The 13,176-nt window shown below is 32.3% G+C and carries 14 protein-coding genes; 13 read left to right on the top strand and 1 reads right to left on the bottom strand.

The window, feature by feature from the left end:
* The first annotated feature begins 63 nt into the window (after window positions 1–63).
* The 13 genes from ACI48O_RS03040 to ACI48O_RS03100 all read left to right on the top strand — a co-directional run bounded on the left by ACI48O_RS03040 (window position 64) and on the right by ACI48O_RS03100 (window position 12,748).
* Window positions 64–612 carry a GNAT family N-acetyltransferase gene (locus tag ACI48O_RS03040; RefSeq protein ID WP_435560234.1) on the top strand — a complete coding sequence of 183 codons (549 nt, stop codon included), beginning with the start codon at window positions 64–66 and terminating at the stop codon, window positions 610–612.
* Window positions 613–757: 145 nt separating this feature from the next.
* Window positions 758–1,810: a 3-oxoacyl-ACP synthase III family protein gene (locus ACI48O_RS03045; protein WP_435560235.1), complete on the top strand. Its 1,053-nt coding sequence runs from the start codon at window positions 758–760 to the stop codon at window positions 1,808–1,810.
* Window positions 1,811–1,837: 27 nt separating this feature from the next.
* Window positions 1,838–2,152, top strand: a complete 315-nt coding sequence (locus tag ACI48O_RS03050; protein WP_435560236.1) for an acyl carrier protein — start codon at window positions 1,838–1,840, stop codon at window positions 2,150–2,152.
* On the top strand, window positions 2,137–2,835 hold the full coding sequence (locus ACI48O_RS03055) for an SDR family NAD(P)-dependent oxidoreductase (RefSeq protein ID WP_435560237.1): 699 nt from the start codon (window positions 2,137–2,139) through the stop codon (window positions 2,833–2,835). The genes ACI48O_RS03050 and ACI48O_RS03055 overlap by 16 nt, the downstream gene beginning before the upstream one ends.
* On the top strand, window positions 2,835–4,178 hold the full coding sequence (locus tag ACI48O_RS03060; RefSeq protein WP_435560238.1) for an ANL family adenylate-forming protein: 1,344 nt from the start codon (window positions 2,835–2,837) through the stop codon (window positions 4,176–4,178). The genes ACI48O_RS03055 and ACI48O_RS03060 overlap by 1 nt, the downstream gene beginning before the upstream one ends.
* A 57-nt stretch (window positions 4,179–4,235) precedes the next feature.
* Entirely contained in the window at window positions 4,236–6,224 is a 1,989-nt protein-coding gene (locus tag ACI48O_RS03065) for a right-handed parallel beta-helix repeat-containing protein (RefSeq protein WP_435560239.1), read from the top strand.
* A gap of 62 nt (window positions 6,225–6,286) precedes the next feature.
* Window positions 6,287–7,273 carry a metallophosphoesterase gene (locus tag ACI48O_RS03070; protein WP_435560240.1) on the top strand — a complete coding sequence of 329 codons (987 nt, stop codon included), beginning with the start codon at window positions 6,287–6,289 and terminating at the stop codon, window positions 7,271–7,273.
* A 111-nt stretch (window positions 7,274–7,384) separates the two neighbouring features.
* Window positions 7,385–8,326 (top strand): beta-1,6-N-acetylglucosaminyltransferase, encoded by a 942-nt coding sequence (locus ACI48O_RS03075; RefSeq protein ID WP_435560241.1) that lies wholly within the window; start codon window positions 7,385–7,387, stop codon window positions 8,324–8,326.
* A 17-nt stretch (window positions 8,327–8,343) separates the two neighbouring features.
* Window positions 8,344–9,621, top strand: a complete 1,278-nt coding sequence (locus ACI48O_RS03080) for a type III PLP-dependent enzyme domain-containing protein (protein WP_435560242.1) — start codon at window positions 8,344–8,346, stop codon at window positions 9,619–9,621.
* Window positions 9,618–10,601 carry an ATP-grasp domain-containing protein gene (locus ACI48O_RS03085; RefSeq protein ID WP_435560243.1) on the top strand — a complete coding sequence of 328 codons (984 nt, stop codon included), beginning with the start codon at window positions 9,618–9,620 and terminating at the stop codon, window positions 10,599–10,601. Before ACI48O_RS03080 ends, ACI48O_RS03085 begins: the two co-directional genes overlap by 4 nt.
* A 38-nt stretch (window positions 10,602–10,639) precedes the next feature.
* A complete protein-coding gene (locus tag ACI48O_RS03090; RefSeq protein WP_435560244.1) occupies window positions 10,640–11,740 on the top strand; it encodes a lipid II:glycine glycyltransferase FemX in 1,101 nt (366 codons plus the stop codon).
* Window positions 11,741–11,842: 102 nt separating this feature from the next.
* Entirely contained in the window at window positions 11,843–12,085 is a 243-nt protein-coding gene (locus ACI48O_RS03095) for a hypothetical protein (protein ID WP_435560245.1), read from the top strand.
* 39 nt (window positions 12,086–12,124) lie between these two features.
* Entirely contained in the window at window positions 12,125–12,748 is a 624-nt protein-coding gene (locus tag ACI48O_RS03100) for an acetyltransferase (RefSeq protein WP_435560246.1), read from the top strand.
* A 156-nt stretch (window positions 12,749–12,904) separates the two neighbouring features.
* Here ACI48O_RS03100 and ACI48O_RS03105 read toward each other — a convergent pair whose 3' ends face one another.
* Window positions 12,905–13,030 carry a hypothetical protein gene (locus tag ACI48O_RS03105; RefSeq protein WP_435560247.1) on the bottom strand — a complete coding sequence of 42 codons (126 nt, stop codon included), beginning with the start codon at window positions 13,028–13,030 and terminating at the stop codon, window positions 12,905–12,907.
* Window positions 13,031–13,176: the final 146 nt, after the last annotated feature.

Below are 13,176 nucleotides of genomic sequence, written 5' to 3' on the forward strand. Positions count from 1 at the left end.
GTAAGGATATGAAATTAGCAATGCATTTACTGTGTCTCCCAAAAAGAGGGGGGAAGAGAAAAAGTGGTAGCAGGAAAACTTGGTTTGCTGTTCAAAAAATTATTTCATGTATATAGATCAAGACTTTATTCAATACACTTTGGGGATGAAAAGAATATCAATCCGAAAATTAATATATCATTTAAACCAATTAACGATGAAAACTATTCTCTTGTAAAGACATTTCGGGGTGATGAATATATTAAAGAATTCAAAGAAATGTTGAATTTGAATGATTTTGGACTGTATGTATATGTTAATGAGGAACCTGTGGGCTATGGTTGGGCGAAGTTAAAAAACTCAAAAGACTATTTTTATATTATAAACAATTGTTACCTGTGCCGTTTTTTTGTCTCACCGGACTATAGAGGCTTAAATATTTATCCAAGCATAATAAAAGAAATAATGACTATTATCAATAAAGAATACGGAATAAGAAAGTTTTATATTGCTGTAGATAAAACAAACGTTTCATCTATTAATGGAATTACTAAAGTAGGTTTCAAATTCAGGAAAGAACACCGATTCATAAGAGGCTGTAAGATGACTTTAAAAAAGTATCAACTAAGCTAGCATATGTCTTACTAAATAAGATACAACAATTTTTGGGCATTCGTGTTCTTTTTAAGGAGGGATTTTAACTTGAATATTCATTAGATAGATTACTTAAAGGAGTTAATAACTTCAAGATTTATCAAAAAGGACGGGTGATAAAAAAGTGAAGGCAAAGTTTACTACCTCAATAATTAAGGGAATAGCTGCAGCAATCCCAAAAGATATTCTTGGTCTCATCTCATTAGGTTCACAATACGGAAATGAAGAGGTTAAGAGAATCATAGCAAGTACTGGCGTTGAGCAAGTTCGAGTAGCTCGAAATGACCAGTGTACATCAGATTTATGTGCTGCAGCAGCTAAAGAGTTGTTTTCAAAACTTGAAATAGAGCCTTCAACAATAGATGGGATTGTTTTTGTTTCTCAAACCCCTGATTATAAGATGCCTGCTACAAGTGTTTTATTGCAGCATCGACTTGGTTTGCCTAAAACAGCTGTTGCAATTGATATAAATTACGGTTGTTCTGGCTTTGTATATGGTCTATATCAAGCGTTTATGATGGTTGAAGCAGGTGGCTGTGAAAGAGTATTACTTTGTGTGGGTGATACTTCCACAAAAATGGTTCATCCAGGTGACCGTTCCGTAAGAATGGTTTTCGGTGATGGAGGCAGTGCAACACTTATTGAAAAAGGAGAATCTACCTCACATTTCATATTAAAATCAGATGGAGCTGGTGCAGAATATTTGATAATACCTGCAGGTGGATCACGAAAGCCACTTAGTGAAGAAACATCGATTCCTTTTGAAGCAGAGGATGGGAATATTCGAAATGAAGAAACTGTTCGGATGAATGGGATGGAAATAATGACTTTCGCTTTAAGAGAAGTTCCACTTATGATAGATGAGTTGCTTGATAGTTCGGGATGGAAGAAAGAAGATGTAGGAACGTTTGCACTCCATCAAGCGAATAAGTTTATGTTGGATTATTTGAGAAAAAAAATGAAACTACAAAAGAATTCAGTGCCAATAGCTGTATCAAATGTAGGCAATACTGGTCCTGCTTCTATACCTTTAATGTTATCGATAAAACACAAGGAACTATCTGAGAGTAATCAACTTCAAAAAGTGGTTTGTTGTGGCTTTGGAGTAGGGTTATCATGGGCATCTTGTTCACTGGACTTATCTTCAACTTACATTTTAGATCCAATTGAAGTGTAATTAATTTAAAGGAAAGAGGAATATAAAATGCGTGATAAAATCTACAATTTAGTTCTTTCGGAAATTGAGGAATTTAATGATATTTTTAATAAAAACATACCAGTCCAATTTGGCAATGATACGCCTTTATATGGAAAAGAAGGAGTTTTAGATTCATTAGGCCTGGTTTCCTTAATTGTCATGATTGAACAGGCAATTGAAGATGAACTCAATGTGTCACTAATTTTGGCAGATGAGAAGGCTATGTCTCAAAAAACCAGTCCGTTTTTGAATATCGGTCTACTAGTTGATTATATTAATAGTTTAATGGAAGAGGAGATGGCAGCGTGGACAGACCGATAACCTTAATAACTGGAACCCGGAAAGGAATCGGCAAGTATTTAGCTGAACATTATGTACGGAAAGGGCATCTTGTTATTGGATGCAGCAGAAATGAATTGAATTGGAGCCTAGAAGGGTATGAGCACTACGAAGTAGATGTTACAGATGAGGCAGGGGTAAAAGTATTATTTTCAACGATTAAAAAAAAATATGGAAGATTAGACCATTTGATCAACAACGCTGGTGTAGCATCCATGAATCATTTTATTCTGACTCCTGTATCAACAGTAAATAAGATTTTGAATACCAATGTTATCGGAACTTTCCTCTTTTGTAGAGAAGCATCAAAGCTTATGCAAAAAAGAAGATACGGCAGGATTGTCAATTTCACAACAGTAGCTGCTCCTCTAAAGCTTGATGGTGAATCAATATATATAGCATCGAAAGCGGCTGTTATTTCATTTACGGAAGTTATTGCAAGGGAGTTAGCTTCTTATGGAATAACTGTAAATTCGATCGGACCTACTCCTATCGAAACGGACCTAATTCGTTCAGTTCCTAAGGAAAAATTAGAAGCACTTATCGATAGGCAAGCAATAAAAAGGTACGGAACGGTAGAAGATGTGGCAAATGCAATAGATTTCTTCCTTCAGAAGGAGAGCTCATTTATAACAGGGCAAACACTATTTCTAGGAGGGGTATAATGTTTATCGATTTTTTATTGGAACAATTTGAAGGAAATTCAGGTAAAGAGGCTATCATTTGGCAAGATGAGACCTATACATACCTGGAAATCCTTGAACTCTATCGGAACTGGAAAATGAAATTAGAAAATGAAAAACTTCCTGTGGGAAGCGTGGTTGCATTAGATGCGGACTTTTCCCCGGCGTCTATTGGTTTGTTGCTCGCATTAATTGAATCTAAATGCATTATTGCTTTGTTAAGTAAAGCTGTAAAGGAAAAGAAAAAGGAATTTTGTGAAATTGCAGAAGCAGAATATATAATTTCATTTAGTTCTGATGATAATGTTTCGGTCATTAAACAAGAAACGAAAGCAGGGCATGAAATTCATGCTAAGCTTCGCAAATTAGGACACCCTGGAGTTATTCTCTTTTCTTCGGGATCAACGGGTAAAAGTAAAGCAGCAGTCCATGACTTTGTACCATTATTAGAAAAGTTTAAAACTAAAAGACATTCCAAGCGTACGATTGCATTTTTACTATTCGATCATATAGGCGGGCTTAATACGATGTTTTATACATTTTCTAATGGCGGCTGCCTAGTAACAGTTCAAGATCGGTCACCAGATGCCGTTTGCTCTGCAATCGAAAAATATCAGGTTCAGATCTTGCCAACATCACCTACCTTTATCAATTTGATTATGTTAAGTGAATCCTACAAGGGTCATAATTTTGAAAATCTTGAATTAGTGACTTATGGAACAGAAGTTATGCCAGAAACAACATTAAAGAAGTTTCACTCTTTATTTCCAAATATTCGTCTTCAGCAGACTTACGGTCTTTCAGAGGTTGGAATACTCCGTTCAAAATCAAAATCCTCCGATTCTCTATGGGTAAAAGTTGGCGGTGAGGAGTTCCAAACTCGAGTCAGGAATGGAATGTTAGAAATAAAGGCGAAATCTGCTATGCTTGGATATTTAAATGCACCATCTCCTTACTCAGAGGACGGTTGGTTTATGACCCAAGATCAAGTAGAAGTTGACGGGGAATATATTAAAATTCTAGGCAGGACATCTGAAATCATTAATGTAGGTGGGGAAAAGGTATTTCCGGCGGAGGTGGAGAGTATTATCCAGTTGATGGAAGGTGTTCAGGAGGTTGTTGTTAGCTGTGAAGCTAACCCAATCACGGGTCAAATGGTTAAAGCTTCTATCAAACTATCAACATCTGAAAGTATAAAGGATTTCAGAGTACGTTTACTTAATTTTTGTAATGATAAATTGCCTAGATATAAAATTCCTCAGAAACTTATATTAGTTGATAAATGGATGCATAATGATCGATTTAAAAAAACGAGGACTGTTTAATATTTAAAAGCAAAATGGACGACGAGGCCATATAGGGTGGAATATGGAGGTGATTTTTTGGAAAAAGGTAATAATAGTCGATGGATCGTTTTCATTTTGAAATTATTTATTATTACTATCCTTATTTATTGGGGGTTCAACAAAATAATAAAAATACCGAATCAACATGTATTTGATTTTTTACTACAAAATTTGGAAGGTGAAACCCCATCTGGATCTCCTTCTTCGTTAACTTTAAATGGAACAAGTTATGACTTAAAACCTAAGGAAAACTATCGGTTAGTTGTAACTGCTAATTATTCAAATGGATCTAGTAAAAAAGTCACAAATGAAAGCCTTTTTTCTACATCAAACAAGAAAGTTGCTATGGTAAATACTTCTGGTGTAATTTCTGCAGTAGGTTCAGGATTTGCTAGTATTACAGTCAAATATGAAGGTGAAACCAAAACAATTCCTGTGTCAGTATCCAGGAATGGTAAACAGGTAAATGTAAAAGATTTTGGTGCTAAGGGGGACGGAATTCATGATGATACGGATGCCTTCCAAGATGCAATAGACAATTTATCGAAAAAAGGTGGAGGGGATGTCATTATTCCGATAGGAACCTATATTTTACAACCTATCTTCCTTAAATCCAAGGTTAATCTTGTAGGTGAAAATCGTGATAACGTCATTATAAAACTATCTGATCATGCACCAGATGACTATACTCGTGTCATAAACTTGATAAATACAAGTAATACAAAGATTCAGAACATAACATGTGATGGGAATAATAAAAACCATCCTAATGGAATAGAACACATGCACTGTATCTTTGCTTGGGATAGCAAAAAGATATTAATTGATAATAATCGACTAATTAATGCTGTCGGGGACGGAATCTCTATTTCAGGATCATCAAAAACAAGTAATTACGTCATAATTTCAAACAATATTTTAAAAAATAATCGGCGCTCAAATATTGTGTTGGAACAAGTTAATAATCTTGAAATCTTTAATAATATTAGCACATCAAATATAGGACGTCCGGCCCTGCATTTTGAGCCATGGGAAGAAATGTCTTTCTATAACGCAGAAATTCATGATAATTCGTTTATTTCTAATACAGAGGGATATTGTGTTCAACTTGAAGGTGGAAAGGATTCAGGGAATTTCTACCATAATGTTGATTTTTATGACAATACGGTAAACTGTCCTAATGGCCAATTTCTTGTTATGGAAACAAAAGATGCAAATATTCATCATAATACGCTTGATGTTTCATCCGTATTTGTTTGGATTAAAAATGAAGACCTTAAAATTAGTAAAAATAAGATAGACTCAAAAAATGGCATTGTAATTGAAGGGACATGGGGGATGCTTTCTAAAAGAACCCATATTTCTGATAATATTATCAACACTTCAGGTTATGGCGTTCACATTATAGCTGGTGCGCGGGATACTAAGATTATTCGAAATAAATTTACCGGTTCTGGAGTTAATGGGATCTCATTCTTTGCATCAGTTAAGGATATTACCAATACTACAGTAGCGGATAATACGTTTAATAATTTTGAGTACGGTGTTTTTACGGACTACGATGTATATAATGATATGCGTATTAATGGTTTATTGATTCGGGGGAATAAATTTACAAACCTAAGAGAATACGCGCTTTTCATAAAGGGAACTACTCGGAATATTACCTTTGATAACAATATTGTAAAAAAAGCTTCGGGTGTATATATTTCTGTAGAGGATCGTCTAATGTCTAATATTAAGATAACTAATAACATAATTTTAGGAGGAAAAAGGGGGATTATTCAAAGACAATACAGTAATGGTGCTTTGAAAGGATTAATTATTTCAGAAAATAAGATTTCAAATACAACCGATAAAGGTGATAATTATTTAACAGGTGCTGCAATTGAATTAGATCGTAATTCTGAACCACCTACAAATGTTTTAATAAGAAATAATGTGTTAACGGATAACGCACAAAACTTTATAACTGTACCTGATTCACTATCAAGGTCTGTTCAAAATAATATTGTTGGGAGGTAGTTCGCGGGATCGAAGAAATTTATTATCCAGGGGGTGATAAAATGAAAAAAAGGAATTGACCAATGGAAAAAAATAAAACGATCCTAATTATTACAATACTAATAATATCTATACTAGTTATTTACACAATACTTGACAATAATCGAATTAAGATAGTTGAACAAGAAGTGAGGATTGACAATTTACCAGATGAGTTGAAAGGATTTACGATTCTTCAGGTTACAGATTTACATGAAAAAGAATTTGGTCAAAATCAAGTTAGATTAATTGAGAAGATAAATTCAATATCATTCGATGTAATTGTGTTTACAGGGGATATGTTAGTAAACAGTGAAAGTACTAATTATAAACCTTTTTTCACTTTGTTGGAAGGGATTGATAATAAAGATGAGGCTTTGTTTGTGCCTGGTAATTCCGATCCAGATATTTACTCATTAAATAAAGATACGCTCTATAAGGAAACGGATCTTATTTCAGGTATGGAGAAAAGAGGAGTTAAGCTTCTTGAATCTTTGCATACAATAAGGAAAGGCAGTACAAAAGTACATTTCATTGATTTTGAGTTTTCTATCCAGGATAAGGATAGTGCCATAAAATCAATTGAAGATACTTTGGAAACAGAAAATAGCTCAACTAAATATTTAAACCACCAAAAACAATTATTTGATGAGTTTTCATCACTTGATCACAAGTTTGATTCAGATGTTTTAATTGGATTGACTCATTTCCCAATTGTTGATGAAAGACTTGATTACTTAATTTCAAATTCGAATTTTATAATCAGAGATTACGATCTGGTCATAGCAGGGCATTACCATGGTGGACAAATTCGACTTCCCTTTTTGGGTGCAATTTTTATTCCTGAAGGCTGGTACCCTCGAAAAGGGCTACTTCCTCCGCAGGACAGGGTAAAAGGTTTATGGGGATATAAAGATATAAAACAATACGTAAGTACTGGATTAGGTAGTAGTGAGGCACTTCCATTATTAAAATTTAGGTTATTTAATACCCCTGAAATTAATTTGTTAACATTAAGGGATGCTAAATAAACATTAAATGAAACCAAGGTCAGGGTTAAATTAATACAAAAATTTTTTTAGGTTAAGTGTTCTTTATAGTGAACTGTTTTTTGCCACTATTTTTAAAAAGGGGAAATAAAGATGGATTCTAATCTTAGGACTGCGTATATTTTACAAATTCATAAAAATCCGGATCAGGTAAACCTGTTTATTAATCAGCTAATTTCAGAAGAACAAGCAGATATTTATGTTCATATTGATAAAAGAAGTTATGAAAAAGTACAAGAGAAAATAGTTAAAAGCCCAAATGTGAAAATTTTAGAAAAAAGTATTATCTGCGACTGGGGTGATGTAAGCCAGGTAACTACAACGATTCTTCTGTTGCAAGAAGTGGTAGCTTCAAAGCAAAATTATGATTTTGTTTGTTTTAGAAGTGGTCAAGATTTACTAGTTAAAGATGGTTTTAAAGACTTTTTGGTTGAGAATACAGGGAAAATATTTATGTCATTTAAAGATATAAGCAGTCAAGATCTAGGATTAATGAAAATTAATTGGCCTAAAATTACGCGTAGAAGATTTACTACTGCACACCCTTATAGAGTTTTTAGGAGATTAATCCAAGATTTATTTCATAATGGTATTAATATTTTTCCTAATTTAAAATATTGGCCTCAAGATTATACATTTTATAGTGGTTCACAGTGGTTTACTTTACCTTTTGATGTAGCAAGATACATTATTAAGTTTCTAGAAGAAAATAAATGGTATAAAAATTTTTTTGAAAATACCTATACCCCTGATGAATGGTTTTTTCATACATTAATCATGAATTCACCATATAAATCCAATGTGATGGATAATAACTTATTGTTTTTAAAGTGGGGAGAAAATTTTAATGATCGAAATTCTCCACAGAATTTAACTGTTAACGATATTCAGATAATTGAGGAATCAAACCAGTATTTTGCAAGAAAATTTGATGAGGATATCGATAATGATGTGATTGAATATTTTGCTAACAAGGTAAGATTTTGTAGTAGTTCAATTATGAAAAAAAATAACCATCAATTAATTAATATTTAAGTGAGATGATCTTAGCAATGAATATAAATTTTCATAAAATTAATGAATTAGAACGGAAGTTTGGAACTTCATTTTATTTACTAGATGTTAATAAATTAAGATTAAATTACCAAAAAATTAATAATGCATTTAAAAACAGATATACAAATTTTATTATAGGTTATTCATATAAAACCAACTATTTACCTTATTTGTGTAAGGAGATGTCCAGGTTAGGTGCCTATGCAGAAGTAGTATCAAGATTAGAATATGATTTAGCTTTAAAAATAGGTGTCGATCCTAGAAAAATTATTTTTAATGGTCCATTAAAAACATCAGATGATATAGAAACTGCTTTGGAGAAAGATAGTATTGTAAATATTGATTCACTTTACGAAATAGATTATATAACAACTTTTTGTATAAATAACCATGAAAAACAAGTGAAAGTTGGAATAAGAGTTAATTTCGATATTTCAAATGATGAAAGAGGTATTCTTCAAGAAGGATTTGAAATAAGCAGATTTGGAATTTGTGTTTCAAACGGGAATTTTCAATACGCAGTTAATGAACTCAAAAAGTTAGATAACGTTAAAATTGTTGGTTTACATGGTCATTTCTCCACCAGTGAGAGAAAGGTTAAAACATACGGTACGATTACAAAAAAACTATGTGAGTTAGCTAAGCAATATATTGGGGATTCAGTAGAATACATTGATATAGGAGGAGGAATTTATGGTGAAGTGCCTTCATCCTTTAACCTTCAAACCCCAAATTTTGATGATTATGCAGAAGAGGTTTGTTATATTATGAATTCTGAATTTAGCCATAAAGATAAAAGACCTTATTTAATATTAGAACCTGGTATCTCCATGGTAGCGAATGTATTTTCATTTTTTGCAAAGGTTATTGAAGCCAAAAAAATTCAAGATCAATATTTTGTGCTTATTGATGGTAGTGTACATAATATTAAGCCTACAATGCATAAAAAAAATCTACCAATGAAAGTTATGAGAGAACGAAGTGAAACCCAAAAATATGTCTCGTACAACATTGTTGGATACACATGTATGGAAAAAGATTACTTAGCTTATGGAGTGGAGGGGGAATTACCAAATAAAAATGATTACGTTATTTTCGATAATGTTGGCGCCTACACGATTGTATTTAACCCGCCATTTATTAAAGAAAGACCAAGTATTATTGCTTTAGATGATAAAGAAATTTTCTTAGTTAGAAAAAAAGAAAGCCTTACTGAATTTTTTAATGAAAATCTTTACGTGTTCAATAATGAATTTGAGGGAAAATTTGTATGAATATTTTAGTATGCAGTGTAGGTAGACGAGCGAAGTTAATTCAATATTTTAAAGAGGAGTTAAGTAAAATTGGGGGAGAAGTTATCGCAGTAGATTGTGATTCTTCAGCACCAGCTTTATATCTGGCAGATAAATCAGAGATAGTTCCCCCTATTACTAACCCAAACTATATAAAGCATATTATGCAATTATGTGAAAAATACAAAATAACCGCAGTGTTGAGTCTGATTGACCCTGAATTAAGTTTATTTGCAGAACATAAAGAAGAATTTGAAAAAAATAATATTAAAATCATTGTGTCCAACAGAGAAGTGGTAAATATTTGCTTTGATAAATACTTAACCTATAAATATTTACACGAATATGACTTACCTGTAGTCCCAACATATAAAAACATTAATGAAATAATAACTGATATTGAAAGGAATTGGATTAAGTTCCCAATCATTGTTAAACCAAGAAATGGCAGTGCTAGCATTGGAATTTCAATTATTAATTCAGTTGAAGAACTTTATGCTATTTGGAAAGATAATAATGAATTAATTATGCAACCATTTATTGAGGGAGAAGAATATGGTGTTGATTGTTATATTGATTTGATAAATTATAAGACCACTAATATTTTTTGTAAAAGAAAAATTAAGATGCGGGCTGGAGAGACTGACAAGTCTGTAGCTGTGTATAATCCGATGCTATTCGAATTAATTGATAAAGTAATTCAAGTGCTTAATCCAATCGGTCCGATTGATATTGATTGTTTTAAAACTGATGGAGGATTTATCATTTCAGAAATAAACCCAAGATTTGGTGGAGGATATTTACATGCTCACGAAATGGGACAAAACTTCGTTAGAAATATAATTAATAATCTATCAGGTTTTTCTAATCAAAGAGATATAGGGAATTATTCTGAAGGGTCGGTAATGATAAAGTTTGATGAGGTTATGGTACTTAACTCGTTGGGTAAGCTTAAGCGATAGTTGGACTTTATATATTACTGTAAAAAGGAGTGGGTAATTTGTATGAGGTAATTTCTTATCAGCAGAGGAACCGATGGGAAGAAGTATTAAATCAACTTACGAAAAAAGATATCTTTTATGAGCACTCTTATAACCATTTGTATCAAAGTTTGGGAGATGGTGACCCTCATTTGTTTTTTTATGAAGATGAAAGAGGGAATAAAATTTGCTATTCATTTTTTAAAAGAAAAATAAATCTTTTGTCGTTCCTTCGAGATGACGTGATGGAAGAAAACTTTTATGACATTATTACTCCAACCTATGGCTATGGAGGTCCTATTTCCGATGTAGAAGATAAACTGGTGATAAAACAATTCAGACAGGAATTTGAGGAATATTGTCAAAAAGAAAATGTTATTTGTGAATTTATAAGATTTCATCCCTTACTCCAAAATGCTAAATTTATGGAGGATTTAATGGAAGTTTCATATGATAGGGAGACTATTTATATTGATTTGACAAAAAGTGAAGAAGATATTTTTAAAAGTTATCATAAAAATCATAAAAGAAATGTAAATAAAGGAATAAAAAACCAACTAGAGTTTAAGGTTTTTATGAAGGAAGAAGCTTTTCAAAGAATTGAAGAGTTTTATCAGCTTTACAAAGAAACAATGGATAAATTAAATGCTTCCGCCCATTCATATTTTTCAACAGATTATTTGAAAAATTTGTTGTCAAGTTTATACGATAAATCAATGATAGGAGCAGTCTTTTTTAATAACAAGATTATTGGAGCTGCTTTGTGTATGTACGAAGGAGGTCTATTACATTATCACCTTGGTTGTTCTAAGAAAGAATATTTACACTTAGGTGGGAATGTTTTTCTACTTCATAATATTGCTATTTGGGGAAAACAAAACGGCTTAAATGTATTTCATTTAGGAGGGGGGCATGTAGGAAGAGATTCTTTGTTTCAATTCAAATATCGTTTCAATCCTTATGGAACCCTTGATTTTTATATTGGTAAAAAAGTTCATAATCCGCAGAAATACAAAAAGTTAGTTGATAAATGGGAAGAATATTATGATCAAGAGTCTCAAAAAAATTTCTTTCCAATATATCGTAACAAACCAAAGAAAACTGAACTAGTACAGGGGTAAGGAATATTTTTTTTAGTTCATCGTTCTTTATAAAGAATTGATTAGGTGTAATTATTCATGTGAATGTATAGTTGTTTATACATTTTAGAGAGGATGATCAAAGTGAAAAAAGAAAAATTTTTAGAAGAATTAGGCCATTTATTGGAAGTAGAGAGGGCAGAGTTAACCAATAACTATTATTTAGAAGATAATGAGAACTGGGATTCCTTAGCTCTTATTTCGGTTATTGTAATGTTTGATGAGCATTTTCAACAAACAGTTTCAAATGAGGCAATAAGGGAGTGCATTGTAGTAGGAGATTTATTAAAACTTGTAAATGACAAATTGCAGTTAACAGAAATTTAGTATCCTTTTCAACCATTGAATAATAAAGGAAGATAAAAAATGAAAAAAGTGATTATAGTTGGTGCTGGTGGACTTGGAAGAATGATATATAGTTGGCTTCCAGATTTTTCAGATGAAGATTTAGAGCCTATTGGGTTTATTAGTGACAGATTAGATCTTCTTGAAGGTTATAACTATGACATTCCCATATTGAGTACAATAAAGGAGTATCAACCGCAAGATGATCATGTTTTAGTGATGGCAATCGCTAATCCGATAGATAAGCTAGAAATCGCAAAAGATCTTGAGGACCGAGGAGCTAGTTTTAAAAGTTTAATTCATCCCACTGCTTTAGTAGGTAAAAATGTTGAAATTGGTAAAGGAAGTGTAGTTTGTCCACGTGCCATTTTGACATGTGATATAAAAATAGGCGACTACGTTTTGCTTAATTTAGGTGTAACAATTGGTCATGATGTCCAAATAGGTGATGGTTGCACAATTAATTCCCATTCAGATGTAACGGGAAGTGCGAAACTTAGTACAGGGGTATTTCTAGGTAGTCACGCAGTAGTAATGCCAGGTGTAAAGGTGAAGGATTTCGCAAAGATTGGTGCTGGAAGTGTTGTTATTAAACAAGTAAGCTCTGCTACAACGGTATTTGGAATCCCAGCTAAGCAAGTATGATTTTATTTGAAGAACCAATGATTTATAATTAATATTCTTTTATTACACGACGGTTAATTTGGTAGGTAGTTACTTTAAAACTAACAAGAATTAAGACTCAGAAGATAGCCTATCCAATTTTCGGAAGGTAAACTATAAGGAGTGTGTAACTATGATTCATTGGTTTTCGTTTTTTCTTAATGCCTCATTGCCTACTTTTATTTTGTTTTCAAGGCTTGATTTTTCTACTTTCAATTTTTTTAAAAACAATCCAATATTAGGTATTGGTTTTATACTGTTCATCCCAAATTCCCCCTTCCTTCCCCTTTCATTAGCAATGAAATAAATAAATAAATAAATAAATCCATTAAAAGAATAGCCACTTTTGAGACAAGTTCAGTATCTTCGCAATTTATACTTTACCAAGTTCTATTTGTAAATATTTAACG

Source organism: Neobacillus terrisolis (genome assembly GCF_051233475.1).
GTDB lineage: Bacteria > Bacillota > Bacilli > Bacillales > Cytobacillaceae > Bacillus_BU.